Genomic DNA, 18,658 nt, shown 5'->3' with positions numbered 1-18,658 from the left:
AACGTTGTTCAGCTCGGCGGGCACGAACCTGAACAAAGCCGCGGCCCATAACGTCCGGCCCGATCACCGAACGAACGGGAGGAATCGTGTCGGGTTCGAGATCGAGAAGGCGCAAGGGGTGGCCGGCCGCGGTGCTGGCACTGGGGGTCGTCGCCGCCACCGCGGCAGTCCCGGCGACACCCGCGGCGGCGGCACCGGTCGGTGGCGCACCGGGGAGCGGCGCGTCACGGGTCGTCACGCTGGTCAGCGGGGACCGGGTCGTCCTCGACGGCGACCGGGTCACGTCGGTCACCGCGGGCGCGGGCCGGGAGGACATCGGTTACGTGACCTTCCAACGACGGGGTCACGTGCACGTCGTCCCGCGTGACGCGGTGCGACCGCTGGCCGAGGGTCGGTTCGACCCGCGGCTGTTCGACGTCACGGGCCTGGTCGAGGCGGGCTACGACGACGCGCGCCGCGACCGGGTTCCGCTGATCGTCACGCGCTCCGGCGACCCGGTGGCGGCGCTGGGCGCGCTGCGGGTCGACCGGGAGCTGCCGACCGTGCGCGCGGCGGCCACGACGGCGGCCAAGGCGTCCGGGGCCGACTGGCAGGCGTTGCTGACCGCACCCGGCGTGGCGAAGGTCTGGCTGGACGGCGTGCGCCGGCCCGTGCTGGACCGCAGCGTCCCGCAGATCGGCGCGCCCACCGCGTGGGCGGCCGGGTACACCGGCGCGGGCGTGAAGGTCGGCGTCGTGGACACCGGCGTCGACGGCGGGCACCCCGACCTGGCGGGCCGGGAGGTCGCCGAGCGCAACTTCACCACCGACCCCGACGCCACCGACACCATCGGCCACGGCACGCACGTCGCGTCGACCATCGCGGGCAACGGCACGCCGTACCGGGGTGTCGCGCCGGACGCGCAGCTGCTCGACGCCAAGGTGTGCGGGCGGGAGGGCTGCCCGGAGTCGGCGATCCTCGACGGCCTGCGCTGGACCGCCGAGCAGGGCGCGGACGTGGTGAACGTCAGCCTCGGCGGCACCGACGGGCCGGAGGTCGACCTGCTGGAGGAAGCGGTCAACACCCTCTCCGCCACGCACGGCACGCTGTTCGTCGTCGCCGCCGGCAACAGCGGCGCGGCCGAGACCGTGGGGTCGCCGGGCAGCGCGGAGGCCGCGTTGACCGTCGGCGCGGTCGACCGGGACGACCGCATCGCGGACTTCTCCAGCCGCGGCCCGCGCGTCGGCGACGCCGGGGTCAAGCCCGACATCACCGCGCCGGGCGTGGGCATCGTGGCCGCCAAGTCGCGGGGTGTGCCCGGCGCCGGTCCGGCGGACCACCACGCCATGTCCGGCACGTCGATGGCGACACCGCACGTCGTGGGTGCCGCCGCGCTGCTCTCGCAGCAGCACCCCGACTGGTCGGGTGAGCGCCTCAAGGCCGCGTTGACGGCGGCGGCCCGGTACAACCCCGACCTGACCGCGTTCGACCAGGGCTCCGGCCGCGTCGACTCGGCCAAGGTCATGACCACCACGCTCACCACGTCGCCCGTGAACGTCAGCCTGGGCGTGCAGGAGTGGCCGCACGGCGACGACGTGCCGCTGAGCAAGGCGCTGACCTACCGCAACGCGGGCCCCGCGCCGGTGACGCTCGACCTGACCACCGAGGCGCGCGGTCCGGACGGCACGCCCGCCCCGGCCGGCCTGTTCTCCGTCACCCCGTCCTCGGTCACCGTGCCGGCGGGCGGCGAAGCGGCCGTGACGGTGGTCGGCGACGGCCGGTCCGGCGCGGTGGACGGCGCGTACTCCGGCGTGGTCCTCGCCAGGAGTGGCGGGGAAGCGCTGCTGCGCACGCCCGTGTCCATCGGCCGCGAGGTGGAGAGCTACAACGTCCGGTTCACCCAGCTCGACCGGGCGGGCCAACCCGAGCACTCCTACTCCACCCTGCTCATCGGCCTCACCAACGACCGGTTCACGGTCATCACCGACCGGGACGGCGACGTCACCGCCCGCGTGCCCAAGGGCGTCTACACCGCCATGTCCGAGCACGGCTACGGCGAGGCCGACGCCACGCTGCTGCTCCGGCCGGACCTCACGGTCACGGGCGACACCGAGGTGGTCTTCGACGCGCGCACCGCGGCACCGGTGAAGATCACACCGCCGGACGGGGCCGCCACTCCGGGGTTGAGCTACGTCGCGTTCGGCCGGCACCACGAGGACACGATGGCCGTGATGGGACTCGTGTACCCGCAGGGGTTCCCGGCGGGCATGGCGCTGGGCACCAGCGGCCCCGAGCTGCCGGCGGCGCAGTACGGCGTGCTGATCGGCGCGGAGTTCGCCGGCGCGCCGGTCGACGGGAGACCGGTGACCTACCGGCTCGCCTGGGAGGAGCGCGGCAAGGCGCCGACCGGGTTCACGCCAAGCCCCCGCAAGGACGAGCTGACCGAGGTCCGCACCGCGTTCGGCCCGCGCCGGCCCGGTCGGATCGGCGAGCACTCCGGCGCCGCGACGACCGCCGACGGCATCTACGGGGTCGGCGGCGTGACCGCGGCGCACCCGTCGGGCGCGATCGACCACGTCCTGGCGGCGAACGTGACCTGGCGCTGGCAGGTGCTCCAGGGCACGCCGGAAGAGGTGGAGGCGGTGTTCATCAGCCCGGACCGCGCCTACCGGACGGGCCGGGGGTACGCGGAGGCGTTCGGCTTCCCGGTCATCGGTCCGACGCCGCCGCACTCGGCGGCGCCCTACCTGTTCCGCGTGGGCGACGTCGTGGTGGCCGACCTGTGGCTGTTCGGCGACGGCGCGGGCAACCGCGGCGACTCGATGACCGGCACGTCCCGGACCGCCCTGCACCGCGACGGGGAACTGGTGGGCGAGACGCCGCTGCCCGGCATCGGCGTGTTCCCCGTGCCGCCGGGAGCGGCGACCTACCGGCTGGAGGCGGACAGCTCGCGGTCGGCCGACGTCTCCGAGTTCAGCACCCGCGTGCACACGGCCTGGACGTTCCGCTCCGACACCGCGCCGGGCGCGGACCGGCAGGCCCTGCCGCTGACCGTCGTCCGCTTCACCCCGAGGCTGGACGAGAGCGGCGCGGCCCGGGCGGGTCGGCTCCTCGCCGTGCCGCTGGTGATCGGCCGGCAGGCCGGTGACGACCGCGGGCACGTGCGGGACCTGCGCGTGGAGGCGTCGTTCGACGACGGCGGCACCTGGACCAAGGCCCCGGTCCTCGGCCACACCGCGATGGTCCACAACGCCGCGGCGGCGGGCGCGTACGTCTCACTGCGGGTGAAGGGCTCGGACAGCAAGGGCAACACCTTCGAGCACACCCTGATCCGCGCGTACAAGCTCCGTTAGGCAGGTGGCACGGCGGCGGGCCCTTCGGCGAAGGGTCCGCCGCCGGCGCGCGTCACCGGTCGGCGGTCGCGGCGGGCTGCCTGCGGGTCAGTCGCAGTGGTGCCCAGATCAGCAGGGCGAGCACGGCCACCAGCAGGTACTCGATGGCCGGGATGCGCACGACCTCGTCGACCCGGTCGAAGCCGCGCCAGGCGTAGACGGCCAGGACCGCCACGCCGATGGTCCCCGCGGCCCACCAGCGTGCGGCGGCGCTCAGCCCGACGCCGTGCAGCTGGGTGATCACGAAGACGCCGAGGAACCCGAACAGGAACATCGGCCAGATCCCGTCGGGACCCGAGTTCATCACCGCGACCAGCGTGCCGTGCAGCGCCACCATCAGCTCCAGCGTGAGCGTCCACCACCGGTTCGTGTGGGCGGCGGTGAACATCAGGCTGCTCTGGAACAGCAGCAGGAACATGTAGAAGAACCCGATGAGGTGACCACTGGTCGACTCCATGGGGTGATACCAGAACGTGTAGATCGCGGCCCAGCTGAAGAGGTAGCCGTGGTAGCGCCGCACGAAGTCGACGACGTCGGCCGAGATCGGGGCCCGCCGGCCGAAGAACATCCCGCGCCGCTTGTTCTCCATCAGCAGCACCGCCACCAGCAGCAGCACGACCGAGCCCTGCGAGCTGAAGATCGAGACGTCCTGGGCGATGCCGTCGTAGAACACCTGCGTCTGGACGGCGTGCAGGGCGATGAACGCGCCGTTGGCCGCGAGCGCGACGACGTTCACCCGGTGCAGGCCGGTGGTGTAGCGGCGGACCCTGGTCTGCGCGTAGTAGATGAGCCCCCACGACACGACCTGGTGCGCCGCGTAACCGACCCACGCCGACGCGCGCGTCCAGAAGGTGGGGTCGGGCAGCTTCCAGTAGTACCAGGAGGCACCCTGGTCCGGCAGCAGGGCGATCCCGTGCAGCCGCTGCCCCAGCAGCCACACCAGACCGGTGAGCGCGACGCTCCCGACCACCCCGAGCACCGGCAACCGACCGCGACCACGCACAACGTTCAGCACGCTGAACATCATGGCAAACGATCAGCAGGCTGAACAATCGCCCCCCCGGCTGCTCTGCGAGGATGGGGTGGTGGGCCAAGGTGACGAGCAGGAGGTGTCGCACCGGCCGGACCGGGTGCGCGCCGACGTCGAGTCCTGGCCGACCGGCCGACTGCTGTCCGTCGCCGCCCGCGTCGTGGAGAGCCGGTTCGACGAGGTGCTGAACGGCCTGGGCCTGACCCACGCGGGCCTGATCGTGCTGCACCACCTCGCCGACGGCCCACGCGCCCAACGCGAGCTGGCCACCCTGTGCAAGGTCACCGACCAGACGATGAGCCGCACCATCGAACGCCTGGACCGCTCCGGCCACGTCACCCGCACCTCCGACCCCCGCGACCGCCGCCGGACCCTGGTCGACATCACCCCGACCGGCCGCACCGTCCTGACCGCGGCCCGCCGCGAGGAGCAGGAGTCGGAGTCACTGCTGGGCGCCGTCGACGACTACCACCACTTCCGCCGCCAACTGATCACCCTGATCACCGCCGCCACCACCCGCCGCTGAACCGTTCGTCGGTCGTCGTGGCACAGTGGTCGGCGTTGACCGCCGGCCCTGGGCTGCCGCACCATGTGGCGACGTGCGATCTTCGTACGAGACGGCGCTGGGAGAAGCATGGACGACGAGGTCTACCGGGTCGGCGAGGGTGACCACGCGGTCATCGCACTGCACGGGTGGTTCGGCTCGGCGACCGCCTGGCAGTCGATCACGCCGTACCTGGACCGCGCCGCGTTCAGCTACTTCTTCCCCGACTACCGCGGCTACGGCGCGCGCAAGGACGTGCCGGGGGAGCACTCGATCGCCGAAGCCGCCGCGGATGTCCTGGCCCTCGCCGACGACCTGGGCCTGGAGACGTTCTCGCTGGTCGGTCACTCGATGGGCGGCAGCGTGATGCAGCGCGTGCTGGCCGACGCGCCCGCGCGGGTGCGCGCGCTGGTCGGGATCTCCCCGGTGCCGGCGAGCGGCGTCCCGTTCGACGAGCAGAGCTGGGAGCTGTTCGCCGGCGCCGAGCGGGAGGCGGGCAACCGGCGCGCGATCATCGACTTCACCACCGGCAACCGGCTCACCGGCACCTGGCTCGACGCGATGGTCCGGCACTCGCTGGAGACGTCCGACCCGGCGGCCTTCGGCCGGTACCTCCGCGCGTGGGCCCGCACCGACTTCCGGTCCGAAGTGGACGGCAACCCCGTGCCGGTCCTGGTGGTGGCCGGCGCGCACGACCCGGCTCTGGGCCCGGACACCGTGCGCGCCACGTTCGGGGAGTCCTACCCGAACTGCGAGGTGGTCGTGTTCGAGCAGGCGGGCCACTACGCGATCGACGAGACCCCCATCGCCCTCGTGTCGGTGGTCGAGCGGTTCCTCTCCGGACTCGGCGCGCAGTGACCGGCGGCGGCGGTTCCCTGCGCGGTCGTGGCCGCGCACGGGCTCACCGGATCGGGTGACGGATTCGCTGTCACGAACGGTCGTCGTGGGTCGACATACGGGGTGACAGCCGCGAGCGTCGGAGTGCGCGGGACGTTGCCACCGCCGAAGGCGGCATGTCGGAGGAGGCGACATGGCCGAACCCGTCGAGTACACGGACGACGTGGACGAGTCGTGGGCCGACACGGCGGTCGAGCGGATGGGTGTGGCGGTCACGCCGAGCGTCGAGCACCCGCTCGTCCTCGACCTCGCAGGACCGTGCCCGCGGTGCGGTGACGCGATGGCGCACGCGCACTGGCTGATCACCCTCCGCGGCGTGCCGGTGGTCGAGCCGGACGACGCGATCCGCGCGGGTGAAGCGTTGCGGCACGCGGGGATCGGGCCCGGCTCCCTCCTGCCGGCGGAGTTCCCGGTCCAGTGCCGTTGCGACGGGAAGCACCCCGATCCCCTCGGGCGCACGCGGTTGCAAGGCTGCGGAGCGCGGTGGCGGATGCGCTTCGAGGAAGTCGACGGCGAGGTGAAGACCGTCAGGGCGGTGCCCCCGCACGACCGGAAACCGGACCCCCGCCAGATCGGTGACCGGGAGCGGTTGGCGGAGGAGGTGACCGATTCCCTGACGCGGATCCGCACCACCGCGGAGAACTGGCGCAACGGGATGGCGGGCCTGGTCGCACTGGTCACGACGACCCTGGTGTTCAAGGGCAGGGACTCCATCACCGCCTACGGGACGCCGATCAGGATCGCTCTCGGCCTGCTCACCGGCCTCGCCCTCGTCGCGGGTGTGACGGCGCTGCTGAGGTTCCTCCGCGCCGCGTACGGTGTGCCGGAGGTGGTCAGCACGGCCTCCGTGATCGACGAAGGCGGGGTGGACGTCCGCAACGTCCGACTCGCCCACGTGGCGCTGGACGACCTGAACGCCGCTCGCCGGCTGGCCCTCGGCAGCGCGGTGCTCCTCGCCGCCGCGCTGCTCCTGTCCTGGTACGGGCCGACGCGGTCCACCGCGCCGATGGTGGAGGTCGTCGTGCGCGGCGAGCCGCAGCCGGTCTGCGGAGCGCTCAAGGCGCAGGACGGCGCCACGACGGTCCTCCAGGTCGCGGGCGAACCGTCGGAACGCCGGCTCCCGACCCCCGACCTGGTCTCGACCGTGCTCGTCGAGAAGTGCTGACCAGCGCGGTCAGGTCTCCGCGAACAGACGACGTGCCCGCGCCGTCGACCCCCGTGTCCTGGCGTTGATCCCGAGCGCCAGGACCGCGAGTGCGACGGCGAAGATCCAGTTGCCCTCCGGTCCGGGATAGGCGACGACGGGGAACAAGGGGCGGAGTCCCGGCACCAGGTGGTTCGCCACCCCGCACAGCATGTACAGCAGGAGCGTCAGACCGCCCGCGAGTCCGGAACCCACCAGCGGGCCGAGGCAGAAGGCGACCGCTCCGAAGATGACGCAATTCGCGACCTGCCACCCCCACGGGACGCCGTCCGGAAGGCGCATCGAGCCGGCGACGACCACGATGGCGGGCGCGGCGATACCGGCGAACGCGCAGACGGCGGACACCGCGGAGGCGCGACCCGTGGCCACGCGGTCCCATTCCCAGGTCCTCGGCCTCAACAGGATCACCCCGGCCACGGCCGCGACGACCGAGCACAGTTCGGGAAAGGGGAGCTTGTTCGGCGTCAACGCCGCGGAGAGGTGGATCACCACGGCCCGGGTGCCCAGCAGGAAGCTGAGGAGGGTCACCAGTGCCAGCGCGACGAGCCACTGGTGCGCCGTCCGTGAAGCCGCGATGACGCGCACGATCCTCACGGCAGGTCCCCACTGCCCAGCGAGCACTCCTCGATCTTCTGCCGGTTCGAGGATATCCATTCCCGCACCACAGGTTCCGGGATTCCGTGGAACGCCGAACCCGGCGTCGTGTCGCCTGGTCGGATGAGCCATTCCCGGAATTCCGAGGCCAGTCGGGTCGCCTGCGGGTCCGCCGGACCCGGTCGGCCGGGACGGGGGAGGTGGCAGGTGCTCATCCCGGACAGGATGTTGACGACGGGAGTGGCGTTCGCCTCCGCCGGGGACTGCGGTTGGATCGGGATCCAGACGATTCCCTCGTTGTTCCTGCGCCATTCGTCCCCGGTGCCGGGGATGTGGCCGCGAATCGCTTCGTCGTACACCTTGGTGATCTTCGGCGTCGGTGCTCCGTACCGGACGAGCTTCGCATCGGTGGATTCGACCAGCAGGTCCAGGCGGCTCCGGTGCCCGGCGTGCACGCAGTACCGCACGTCCCGCTCCGTCCGGCACACCTGGGCCGGGTCGGCCTCGTAGGCGAAGAGCGCCGGTTTGTCGACCAGCGGCGGAACGATCAGCAGAACCGGCAGCACCAGCGGCAGCAGGGTCTTCAGCGGAGGCAGCGGCGAATTCGCCCGGTGGTTCCGCAGCACCTTCACCGCGGCCCACGCGGTGGTCACCACCAACGAAGACAGGAAAGCGAGCCGGTAGGCGACGAACGGCAGCGTTTCGGTGCGACCGAGGCCGGGTTCGAGCTGGAGGACGGGGCTCAGCGCGGCGAAGGTGTCGCCGCTGGTGCCGAGCAGGGTCACGCCGAACACCAGGACGAACGTCAGCGGCACGGCGAGGGCGGTGCGGCAGAGGACGCCGATCAGGTAGCCCAGGGCGGTGGCCGTGACGATCCCGAGCAGACCGGTCACCATGACGCCGATCGACGGCCCCCCGTGCTCGGCGTCGCGGATGGTGGCCACCACCAGCGGGAGCAGGCCGAGCAGGTAGGCGACGACGAACGACGTCACCAACACCGCGAGGTGGCGCCGGACGGTCGGTGTTCCCGAGCGCGCTGCGACGGGGAGCGCGAAGATGCGCGTGGGCGGGGTCAGGCGGCCTGCGACGCAGGTGGCCGCCGCAGCCGCGATGGGCGCGGCGAAGGCGTTCTGCTGGTGGAACTCCGCCGAGGTCCGGATCCACTCCTGGTACGGCCAGGACAGCATGGGGCCGGAACCCCAGAGGACGACGACGGCTATCGCCGCGGCGGGCAGGAGGACCGCGACGGGCCCGGACGGCCACAGCCACGGCAGGCGGCGTTCAGTCACGAGCGCCTCCCAGCCGGTCGACCAGCGCCCGGTAGGCGCGCTCGAACGGCGACCCCAGCACCCCGGTCGAGTCGGAGTCCTCGATCAGGGCGGTCAGCTCGGCTTCCGTGCCGTCGAACACCAACCGGCCCTCCGCGAGCACCCCGACGCGCTCGCACAGGTGGGAGATGTCCTCGATCAAGTGGGTCGAGAGCAGGACGGTGCGACTCCGGCCGATGTCCGCGACGACCTCGCGCAGCCGCAGCCGCTGGGCGGGATCGAGCCCCACGGTGGGCTCGTCGAGGATGAGCACCTCGGGTTCGTGCGCCAGAGCCGCCGCCACACCGACGCGCTGTCGTTGGCCGCCCGACAGCGACCGGACTTTCGTGCGGGCCTGTTCCTCCAGGTGCACAGTCCGCAGGGCGGCTTCGGCGGCCGCGGCGCACCGGTTCTCGGCAATCCCGTTGACCCAGGCCGAATAGGACACGGTGTCCAGCACGGTCATGCCGCCGACCAGCGAAAAGCGCTGCGGGACGAATCCGATCGATCCCGGTCGGTGGTCGTGGCCTTCGAAGAGCAACCGCCCGGAGTGCGGCTTGGTCACACCGACCAGCAGGTTCAGCAGTGTGGTCTTGCCCGCGCCGTTGGGGCCGAGAAGCCCGGTGACGCCGGGCCCTATGGACCACTTCACGCCGGTCAGCACACTTTTCCGGCCGTACCGGAAGCCGACGTCGTCGATGAGGACGCGCACGAAGTCACCGATCCCCGCAGTTGGTGCGACCAGACGAAGACGATCATTCACGTGCGGTCGGAGCCTGTGGTCGGCGGGCCCGAGTGAGCGGTGGGCGTCGACCTCGCAGGGGATGCTGAATGCCTCGGGTCTGCGCCGGAGCACCGGGGTCCGCCGAGCGGCGAACCCCGGTGCTCCGGCGACCTCGCGCGGGTCAGGCCCGCGGGAGGGTGAAGATCAAGCCTTGGCTCTGGGGTGAGCGGTTGCCCCGCTCGTCCTTGGTGACGACCTTCGCCCGGTGCTGCGTGTCGGGCGTCAACCCGGTCAACGTCACCTGCTTCTCCGTGACCAGGCCGGTGTGCCCGCCGTCCAGGTACACCTCGTAGCCCAGGGTCGGGGTCCACCAGGAGTTCGCTTCCCAGGCCAGCGTCACGGACGTCGGGGTCGACGAGACCACCCGCAGCGCGGTCGGGCGCAGCGGCCGCTCGATGATGATGCCCTGCGACCACACGGTGCCCAGCAGGTCGCCCTGCGCCGGGTCGTGGGAGCAGGAGGCGGTGACCGTGCCGAGGGGCGTGCCGTCGGCGCGCTCGGGGCGCAGTGCCAGCGTGAGGTCGTCCACGTGCACGTCGTAGTAGCCCGCCGTGCTCAGGAACTGCACCGGGAACGCGCCCCTGGCCCGCAGCGCGGCACCTCGGACGTCCGTCACCCACGCCGGGGCGAAGGTGAACGGGGCTTCGGTGGTCCGCGTCCCGTCCGGCCCGGTGATCCTCGCGCCGAGCGCCGCGGTGCTGTCGCCGTCCACGCGCACCCCGCCGGCCAACGAGATCACCGGCCGCAGCTCGCGCAGGTCCAGGTCCACGTCGATGTAGGCGGGTTCGTGGCGGGCGACGCTGTTGGGCCCCGAGGCGTCGTCCGGCAGCCCGCCGACGACCCAGACCGTCATCTGGGCGCTCGGGCCCAACGACGTCGTGCAGGTGTAGTCCAGCCGGACCGCGGTCGTCGCGGCCGACGCCGGTCCCGCTGCCGCCGCCAACGTCCCGGCGGCCACCACGGCGGAGGCCAGGGACAGGGCGGTGACGCGGTATCTGTTCCACTTCGCGCGCAAGTTTTGCGTCCTCTCGGTGTTACCTCGCCCCCATCCAGTGTTCCGCAGACCAACCCCTACACGTGTGGACCATTCAGTCGCAACGACGTGGCATGTCGGCGAAACCCTCGACATCAGTGGCCGTTCCCCGGGCGTCGTTCCTCGAAGCCGCCGATCTCCTGCTCGAGCAGTTCAGCCAGCCGCAAGGGGGTGCGGTCCTCGAACATCGGACCGATGAGCTGCACGCCGACCGGCAGGCCCTCGGGTGAGCGGCCCGTCGGTATGGCGGTGGCGGGCAGGCCGGGCATGGTGGCCAGGCCGGCCCAGACGAGCTGGTCGAAGTACGGGTGCTCGACGCCGTCGACGTCGATGCGCCGTCGCATCGGATTCGGTGCGTGGTCGTGCGGGAACGCGGGCGTCGGCGTGATCGGGCACACCACGGCGTCGAACTCGGCGAAGAACCGCCGCCAGCCGTGGCGGTGGACCTCGCGGCGGTTGTTCGCCCCCATCCAGTCGGAGTGGCTGAACAGCATCGCGCGCAGCCGCACGGCGTCGAGGCTCCGGTCGTCCGCGTCCAGCCCGGCGACGCGGGCCCGCAGCTCCTCGTGCGACTCGACGGGGAACCGCGCCACGGAGCCGGACACCAGCAACTGCATGTAGAGCGTCGCGGCTTCGGTCAGGTCGGGCAGCAGCGGGCTGTGCCGTGCGACGTGGGCGCCGGCGTCCACGAGCGCGGCGGCCACCCGGTGCACGCCCGCGCGCACGGCGGACCCGGTGGGCATGAGCGGGTGCTCGTCGAGGACCAGAACCCGGAAGTAGCGGAGCCGCCCGTGGCGCGCGGGTGGCAACGCCAACCGGTGCGCCACGCCGAGCGTCAGCGGGTCCGGTCCGGCCATCACGTCGAGCAGGAGCGCGAGGTCACGGGCGGTACGTGCCATCGGCCCGACCACGGCGAGGTCGGGATCGGTCGGCAGCGCCGGTTCGGTGGGCGGGACCATGCCGCGGTGGGCCGCCAGCCCGAGCGTCGGCTTGTGCGCGTAGACGCCGCAGAAGTGCGCGGGGGTGCGCAGTGAGCCGGCGATGTCGGAACCGATGGACAGCGCGCCGAACCCGGACGCCAGGGCCGCCGCCGACCCGCCCGAGGACCCACCGGAGGTGCGACGGTGGTCCCACGGGTTGGTGGTGGTGCCGTAGATCTCGTTGAAGCTCTGGATGTCCTGCAACCCCAGCGGAACGTTGGTCTTGCCGAGCACCACCGCCCCCGCGGCCTTCACCCGCGACACCTGTACCGCGTCCTCGGCCGGCACGTGATTCCGGTGCTGCGGCATGCCCCAGGTCGTGGGCAGCCCGGCGACGTCGTACGACTCCTTGACCGTCACCGGGACGCCGAGCAGCGGTCGGTCCTCACCACGGGCCCGTGCCCGGTCGGCCCGGCGTGCGGCGGCCCGCGCCCGGTCGAAGTCCGGCACGCAGACCGCGTTGACCACCCCGTCTTCGCGCTCGATCCGGGCAATCGCCTCGTCGGTCAGGTCCACCGATGTCACCGCACCGGCGCGCAACGCGGCAACGAGCTCTTCGGCCGACTTGAAGCTCCATTCCATGAATTCGAAGCTAGCGGCCTGTCTCGGAGGTCATAAAACTCCGCTCTGCGCAACAGACAGGCCACAAGAGCCCTGCCATCTTCTACGCCGTTCTGCGGTCTGCCGGACCACGACACCGTCGTAGTGTGCGTGGGGAGGGGGTGGGCGGATGGAGATCCGTCTGGTGCTCGCACTGCTTGCCGTCGCAGTCGGCGCGGCCGTGTCGGTAGTGCTGGTCTTCTTCGCGGGTGCGGCTTTCATGCGGGTGTGGCGACGGGCGCAGGGGAAGGGTTACACGGGCCCGGTCACCTCGGTGGTGCTCGGGACGGGCTGCGTCGTCGGGCTGGTCGGCGGGGTGTTCCTCGGGATCGTCCTCACCCGACCCGAAGGGGATCACGACGCCGGGATCGCCGCCGTCGGCTTCGCCATCGCGTTCGGCGTCGCGGTGGCCGTGGGCGGGCCGGCTCTGGCCGTTCACCTTGCGCCCCCACGACCCGTCCGGTCCGGCAGGCGACGGCGACCGCGGACGCCGTTCCGGCTGCTGGGCAACCTGGCGGTGGCGACACCACCGGTGGTGATGGTGGTGCTGCCGCTGAACGGTCTACCCGCTACGGCCGGTGCGCAGTTGGTGGCGCCGATGTCGATCGCGTTCGTCCTGTGCCACGCCGCGGCGCGACGCGCGGACCGGATCGACGCACTGCCACCGGTCGACCCGCGCCCGGCCGTCGTGTGGATCAGGGGTTTCGGCAACGAACGGCGGTTGTTCGGCGTCCGGCGGCGCGACGAGCAGGAGGTGCGCTCGCGGCCGGAGTTGCGGAAGATCTTCAGCCGCCGCAAGGATCCGATGTCGTTCGAGGAGTACTTCGCGCCGGCGATCGCCGCGGACCTCGGACGCGGGTACGGCCTGGGCAACCCGCGCGACTACCTCCCGCCCGACGGGATCGAACGCCACTACGCCACCGACGACTCGTGGCGCGACCAGTTCGCCGAACTGGTCGCCGGGGCCCGGTGCGTGATCATGGCGCCGGGCGACTGGCCGGAGCTGCGCTTCGAGTTCCGGGTGATCAGGAAGCTGGGCGCGCACCGCAGGCTGTTCGTCTTCACACCGCCCGGCGAGAAGGACCGGCAGGTCCGGTGGACCAATCGGATGAGGGGTTTTCGCAACGAGGGCTGGGACGACTTCAGGGCCGGGCTGGGTGAGGGCTCCGGGTACCGCCTCGGCCGGGACCCGGGACCCGGCGCCGTGGTGACGTTCAAGGAGGACGGGCGTTCCGTCGTGCTGGCGTACGACGCCGAAGGGCCCGCCGACTACATCACCGCCGTCCGGCGCCACCTCGCCGAGATCGAGCCGCCGGCGACGCCGCAGTAGGCGGAGGTGGCGCGACAGCTCCGGGTGGAGCTGTCGCGCCCGCGCGTCAGGGCTGGCAGAGCAGGAGGCTGAAGCTGCTCTCGGCCTCGTCGTCATCGGTGCTGCGGAAGTCGAAGCCGTCGTCCGCCGGCTCGGCGGCGTCGATGGCCTGGAGGTCGAGGATGTGCTTCATGGTGTCTCCTTCGCGTTCGTGCCTGCACGGTGCGCCGGTGGTGTGCCGGCGGTCAGTGGGGTGATGCGGCGAGGACGTCGGCGGTGGTGCGTTCGCCGAGGAAGGGCAGCACGGCGGCGTCGCGGTCCACCGCGGCCGTGACGGCCGGCAGGACACCGGCGCTGCCGGTGGCGAGGTCCATGGACAGCCTGAGCAGTTGGTGACCGGGGAACGCGGTGCCCGTGCCGTGGGGCACGGCGTGCAGCCCCAGCATGCGCAGGTGGCGTGAGAGGGCCTGCTCGACCCATGGTCCGGGGAGGTGGCGACGGGCCGCGGCCAGGGTCGCGAGCAGACCGGCGCGGCCCTGCACCAGTCCGGGGTGGATGATCGGCTCGGCGGTGCAGGCGCGCAGCAGGTCGGGCAGCCGCGCGACCGACGCCGGCGGCTGGACCGCAGGAACTTGAAGGGGATCGCGTGGGTGGCGCAGTGGTCGTACACGGTGCGCAGCACCCGCTCGGCGTTGCCCGCGGTGGCGGAGACGTGGATCTTCCAGCCCTGCTTGCGCAGCGTGCGACCTCGGGGTTGGAGGATTCTCCAGATGGTGTGCGTCGTGGCGGTCCAGTCGGGCGCGGGAGCGGGGAATCGGATGGAGAAGTCGTCGGTCCCGCTCGACCGGTCGCCGGGGTGTCGAAGAACGGGGGTCCGCCGTGCAGTGGTTCCCGATCCGCGTCACCCGGACCCCGGTGTCTGCGTGTTGATCGAAACAAGCAGTGCCGCGCAGGCCAACTCGGGCGGTCCGGAAGAACACGATCAGGTGGACGGTCCACTCTGGCCGGTGAGGACGCCCACGTGACCGTAGGGAGCGGGAGCGGCTACTGCACGTGCGAAGGGTTGACCCCTCGTCACCCCGCGTGGTCCGATGGGGACGGAACGCTGTCCTCGGTAGATCGACAGCGGGCCGGGGTGTGAGGCCCACCACCTCCGCGAGCGGTGATTTCCCGGGATGTCCGCGCCGGTGCTCAAATTGCGCGCAGGCACCGGAGCCCTCGCTTTCCTCGGAGCGGCGCGCGTGCCATCGTGCGGTGTCACGGCCGCGCTCGCCCGATCGGGCGAGGACGCGGCGCCTCGCGAGCAGCGGGAGTCGCACGAGAGACGGAGCGGGGCATGCACCAACGGGCGCTGCTGGGTCGGGAGGAGGAGCGCCGCGCACTGGCCGCCCTGGTCGAGCAGGCCGCTTCCGGGTCGGGTGGCGCGATGGTCGTCGTCGGCGCACCCGGGATCGGCAAGTCGACGCTGGTCGCCGAGGCGGCGCAGCGGGCCGCCTCCCGCGGGACCCGGGTGATCACGGCGGTGGGGGTGGAGTCGGAGGAGGACCTGCCCTGCGCCGGCCTGCACCAGCTGGTCCACCAGTTGCGGGACGGGATCGACGACCTGCCGGGACCGCAACGCGCCGCACTGCGCGCGGCCGTCGGCCTCGCCGACGAGACCGTGCCCGACCTCTACCTCGTCGGCCTGGCCGCGCTGACCCTGCTGTCGGACGCGGCGGTGAAGGCGCCGCTGCTGGTGGTCGTCGAGGACGCCCACTGGATGGACCGGGCCAGCCTGGACGTGCTCGGGTTCGTCGCGCGGCGGATCGAGTCCGACCCCCTCGCCCTCGTCGCCGTCACCCGCGGCCTCGACGACCGGCTCGGCGGCGCCGGGCTGCCCCTGCTGCACCTGCACCCGCTGACCGACGAGGTGTCGGGCGAGCTGCTGGACGCGGTGGCACCCGGCCTGGGGCAGCAGGTCAGGCGGCGGCTGCTGGAGGAGGCGGCCGGGAACCCGCTGGCGCTGACCGAGCTGCCGGTCGCGCTGCGGTCGGTCGGTGGGGCGTACGCGCTCACCCCGGGTCCACTGCCGTTGACCGAACGGCTGGAGCGGACCTTCACGGCGCGGGTCTCCCGCCTGCCCGCCGACACCCGGGCGGTCCTGCTGCTCGCGGCCCTCAACGGTGACGGGACGGTGGACGAGTGCCTCGCCGCCGCCTCCCGGATGCTCGGGACGGCGGTCGACGTCGCCGCCCTCGGACCGGCCGTCGACGCGGGCCTGGTGGAGGCGTGGGGGATGGTCTTCCGGCACCCGCTCGTCCGCTCGGCGCTGCACCACGCCGCCACCGCCGCGGAACGACAGGCCGCGCACGCCGCGCTCGCCTCCGAGCTCCAGGGGCAGCCCGACCGGCAGGCGTGGCACCGCGCCGCCGCCACCGCCGGTCCCGACGAGCACGCGGCGCGGGACCTGGACTCCACCGCCGACCGGGCGTTGCGGCGGGGCGGTGTCGCGGCGGCCCTGGCCGCGCTGCGGCGGGCGGCGGAGCTGACCGCGGACCCGACCGCCCGCGCGGACCGGCTGCTGCGCGCGGCCGAGCTCGCCCTGGAGTCGGGCCGGTCCGACGTGGCGGCGCACCTGCTGGCCCGGGCGCGCTCGCTGGACCTCTCGGTCCGGGACCAGGGCCGCGCGGCCTGGGTCGGCATCGCCCTGGTCGAGGGGGCGGCGCAGGGCGAGGGCGCCGCGACCGCGGAGCTGGCCGAGCTGGCCGTCGGGATCGCCGCCGGCGGTGAGCCCGTGCTGGGGCTGCGGATGCTGTGGGGCGCGGTCCTGCACTGCTTCTGGGGAGAGCCGGGGCCGGCCGCCCGCCGACGGGTCGCCGCCGCCGTCGACCGGATGCCCGTGGACGCGGACAACGCCGACGTGGTGGCCCTGCGGGCGTACTGCGCACCGGTCGAGCACGGGCGAGCCGTCATCGAGGCACTGGCCGGTCAGCTGGAACGTGCGTCCGAGGACGCCGAGGGGGACCAGCTCCTGGGCGGCGCCGCCGTCACCGTGGGCGCTCCCGCCCTGGCGGGCAGGCTGACCACGAGGTCGCTGAACGCCCTGCGCGCGCAGGGCCGCCTGTCGATGCTGGCCCGCGCCCTCTGCGTGCAGGCGGGGAGCGCCGCGCGGCTCGGTGACGTGCGCGCCGGTCACCTCGCCGCCGAAGAGGCCGCCGAGCTGGCCCGCGAGACCGGCCAACCTCTCGTGCACGCGATGGTGAACGCCATCCGGGCGCAGCTCGCCGCCGTCTGCGGCGATCCCCGAGCGGAGGCGTGGGCGGCGGAGGCGGAGCGCGTCGCCCTCCCCTGTGGCGCGCGCCCGGCGCTGGCCATCGTGCAGATGGCCCGCGGGCAGGCGGCCCTCTGCCAGGGGCGCTACGGCGACGCCTTCGGGCACCTGCACCGCGTCTTCGACCCGGCCGACCCCGCCTTCCACCCCTGGCTGCGCTTCTACGGGGTCGCCGAGCTGGTCGAGGCGGCCGTGCGCAGCGAGTCCGCGGAGGCGGCGCGGGACGTGCTGGCGGAGCTGGGCCCGCTCGAAGAGCCGACCCCGTCCCCCGCGCTGCTCTGCGGGTTGCGCCTGGGTCGCGCCCTGCTCAGCCCGCCGCACGCCGCCGAGCCGCTCTACCGGGCGGCCCTCGACGCCGTTCCCGTCGACTGGCCGTTCGAACGGGCGCGGGTGCACCTCGCGCTGGGAGAGTGGCTGCGGCGTCACCGGCGGCCCGCGGAGTCCCGCGTCGCCCTGCAAGCCGCGCGCGAGGTCTTCGACGCGCTCGGCGCGTCCGCCTGGGCGGAGCGGGCACGCCAGGAGCTGCGCGCGGCGGGCGCGTCCTCCCCGCGCCGGGACCCGGCCGCCGTCGACCGGCTCACGTCGACCGAACTGCACGTCGCCCAGCTCGCCGCGCAGGGACTGACGAACCGGGAGATCGGCGAGCGGCTGTACGTCTCGCCCAGGACGGTCAGCACCCACCTCCAGCGGATGTTCCCCAAACTCGGCGTGACCTCCCGCGGCGAGCTCGCCGCGGTGCTGCGCAGCACGGTTACGTACGCCGAAGACGTCGTCTGACGGACGCGAGCGGCCCTGCCCGCTCCTTAGGTTCGTGCCGTACCCGGTCCGCACCCCGCGGACGGGAGGGAAGGCACACCATGGGCACCATCACCGTCGGCACCGAGGGCTCGACCGACGTCGAGCTCTACTACGAGGACCACGGCGCCGGCCAACCGGTCGTGCTGATCCACGGCTACCCGCTGGACGGGCAGTCGTGGGAGAAGCAGACCGCCGCGCTGGTCAAGGCCGGCTACCGCGTCATCACCTACGACCGCCGGGGCTTCGGCCGGTCGAGCAAGACCATGACGGGCTATGACTACGACACCTTCGCCGCGGACCTGGACAAGGTCCTGACCCGGCTCGACCTGCGTGACGTCGTCCTCGTCGGCTTCTCGATGGGCTCGGGCGAGGTCGCCCGCTACCTCGGCACCTACGGCTCGGAGCGGGTGGCGAAGGCGGCCTTCCTCGGCGCGCTCCAGCCGTTCCTGCTCCAGGCGGAGGACAACCCGACGGGCGTGCCGCAGTCGGTGTTCGACGGCATCGCCGAGCAGGCCGAGGCCGATCGCCACGCCTGGTACGAGAACTTCTTCGTCGACTTCTTCAACACCGACGAGACGCTCGGGTCCCGGCTCAGCGATGCCGCGCTCCGGGCGAACTGGGCCACCGCCATCGACTCGGCCCCCGTGGCGGCGTACGCGTGCGTCCCGGCGTGGCTGACGGACTTCCGGGCCGACGTGGAGCGCATCGACGTGCCGTCGCTGATCCTGCACGGCACCGCCGACCGCATCCTGCCGATCGACGCCACCGCCCGCGAGTTCCGCCGACGCCTGCCCGACGCGCGCTACGTCGAGGTCGACGGCGCACCGCACGGCCTGCTGCTCACCCACGCGACCGAGGTCAACGCGGCCCTGATCGCCTTCCTCGCAGACTGAGAAC

15 protein-coding genes and 1 pseudogene are annotated in these 18,658 nt (G+C 72.9%); 7 read left to right on the top strand and 9 right to left on the bottom strand.

The window, feature by feature from the left end; genetic code table 11:
• The first annotated feature begins 131 nt into the window (after positions 1-131).
• Positions 132-3,332, top strand: a complete 3,201-nt coding sequence (locus ACIQMJ_RS26850) for a S8 family serine peptidase (protein ID WP_499763755.1) — start codon at positions 132-134, stop codon at positions 3,330-3,332.
• 52 nt (positions 3,333-3,384) lie between these two features.
• Here the strand turns inward: ACIQMJ_RS26850 and ACIQMJ_RS26845 are convergent, their stop codons facing one another.
• On the bottom strand, positions 3,385-4,386 hold the full coding sequence (locus ACIQMJ_RS26845) for a hypothetical protein (protein ID WP_499763754.1): 1,002 nt from the start codon (positions 4,384-4,386) through the stop codon (positions 3,385-3,387).
• Between the two features lie 70 nt (positions 4,387-4,456).
• Between ACIQMJ_RS26845 and ACIQMJ_RS26840 the strand changes: the two genes are divergently transcribed.
• From ACIQMJ_RS26840 to ACIQMJ_RS26830, 3 genes are all read left to right on the top strand, one after another.
• Positions 4,457-4,927 (top strand): MarR family winged helix-turn-helix transcriptional regulator, encoded by a 471-nt coding sequence (locus tag ACIQMJ_RS26840; RefSeq protein WP_499763753.1) that lies wholly within the window; start codon positions 4,457-4,459, stop codon positions 4,925-4,927.
• A 108-nt stretch (positions 4,928-5,035) separates the two neighbouring features.
• A complete protein-coding gene (locus ACIQMJ_RS26835; protein WP_499763752.1) occupies positions 5,036-5,803 on the top strand; it encodes an alpha/beta fold hydrolase in 768 nt (255 codons plus the stop codon).
• Between the two features lie 172 nt (positions 5,804-5,975).
• The gene (locus ACIQMJ_RS26830) at positions 5,976-7,007 is read left to right on the top strand and encodes a hypothetical protein (RefSeq protein WP_499763751.1); all 1,032 of its coding nucleotides are present in this window, start codon (positions 5,976-5,978) and stop codon (positions 7,005-7,007) included.
• Positions 7,008-7,016: 9 nt separating this feature from the next.
• On the opposite strand, the gene ACIQMJ_RS26825 is transcribed toward ACIQMJ_RS26830, so the two are convergent.
• The 5 genes from ACIQMJ_RS26825 to ACIQMJ_RS26805 form a co-directional block, all read right to left on the bottom strand.
• Positions 7,017-7,700 (bottom strand): hypothetical protein, encoded by a 684-nt coding sequence (locus ACIQMJ_RS26825; RefSeq protein WP_499763750.1) that lies wholly within the window; start codon positions 7,698-7,700, stop codon positions 7,017-7,019.
• Positions 7,637-8,929, bottom strand: a complete 1,293-nt coding sequence (locus tag ACIQMJ_RS26820) for a hypothetical protein (protein WP_499763749.1) — start codon at positions 8,927-8,929, stop codon at positions 7,637-7,639. The genes ACIQMJ_RS26825 and ACIQMJ_RS26820 overlap by 64 nt, the downstream gene beginning before the upstream one ends.
• Complete coding sequence (locus ACIQMJ_RS26815) at positions 8,922-9,659, bottom strand: ATP-binding cassette domain-containing protein (RefSeq protein ID WP_499763748.1); 738 nt, start codon at positions 9,657-9,659, stop codon at positions 8,922-8,924. The genes ACIQMJ_RS26820 and ACIQMJ_RS26815 overlap by 8 nt, the downstream gene beginning before the upstream one ends.
• Before the next feature lie 193 nt (positions 9,660-9,852).
• Entirely contained in the window at positions 9,853-10,746 is an 894-nt protein-coding gene (locus ACIQMJ_RS26810; protein WP_499763747.1) for a DUF6801 domain-containing protein, read from the bottom strand.
• A gap of 113 nt (positions 10,747-10,859) precedes the next feature.
• Entirely contained in the window at positions 10,860-12,326 is a 1,467-nt protein-coding gene (locus tag ACIQMJ_RS26805) for an amidase (protein WP_499763746.1), read from the bottom strand.
• A 148-nt stretch (positions 12,327-12,474) separates the two neighbouring features.
• Between ACIQMJ_RS26805 and ACIQMJ_RS26800 the strand changes: the two genes are divergently transcribed.
• Positions 12,475-13,674 (top strand): hypothetical protein, encoded by a 1,200-nt coding sequence (locus ACIQMJ_RS26800; RefSeq protein ID WP_499763745.1) that lies wholly within the window; start codon positions 12,475-12,477, stop codon positions 13,672-13,674.
• A 46-nt stretch (positions 13,675-13,720) separates the two neighbouring features.
• Here the strand turns inward: ACIQMJ_RS26800 and ACIQMJ_RS26795 are convergent, their stop codons facing one another.
• The 3 genes and pseudogenes from ACIQMJ_RS26795 to ACIQMJ_RS26785 all read right to left on the bottom strand — a co-directional run.
• Positions 13,721-13,846, bottom strand: a complete 126-nt coding sequence (locus ACIQMJ_RS26795) for a hypothetical protein (protein ID WP_499763744.1) — start codon at positions 13,844-13,846, stop codon at positions 13,721-13,723.
• Between the two features lie 52 nt (positions 13,847-13,898).
• A complete protein-coding gene (locus ACIQMJ_RS26790; protein WP_499763743.1) occupies positions 13,899-14,195 on the bottom strand; it encodes a hypothetical protein in 297 nt (98 codons plus the stop codon).
• Positions 14,196-14,323: 128 nt separating this feature from the next.
• A pseudogene (locus tag ACIQMJ_RS26785) lies at positions 14,324-14,416 on the bottom strand (class III lanthionine synthetase LanKC N-terminal domain-containing protein); the annotation flags it as partial.
• 573 nt (positions 14,417-14,989) lie between these two features.
• Here ACIQMJ_RS26785 and ACIQMJ_RS26780 point away from each other — a divergent pair.
• Together ACIQMJ_RS26780 and ACIQMJ_RS26775 are read left to right on the top strand one after the other, a co-directional pair.
• Complete coding sequence (locus tag ACIQMJ_RS26780; protein ID WP_499763742.1) at positions 14,990-17,740, top strand: ATP-binding protein; 2,751 nt, start codon at positions 14,990-14,992, stop codon at positions 17,738-17,740.
• Positions 17,741-17,820: 80 nt separating this feature from the next.
• Positions 17,821-18,654: an alpha/beta fold hydrolase gene (locus ACIQMJ_RS26775; protein ID WP_499763741.1), complete on the top strand. Its 834-nt coding sequence runs from the start codon at positions 17,821-17,823 to the stop codon at positions 18,652-18,654.
• Positions 18,655-18,658: the final 4 nt, after the last annotated feature.

This window comes from Actinosynnema sp. NPDC091369, from assembly GCF_044757065.1.
In the GTDB taxonomy this organism is placed as follows: Bacteria; Actinomycetota; Actinomycetes; order Mycobacteriales; family Pseudonocardiaceae; genus Actinosynnema.
Note: the sequence above shows the minus strand (reverse complement) of the source record. Positions and strands in the feature narration are given on the sequence as shown.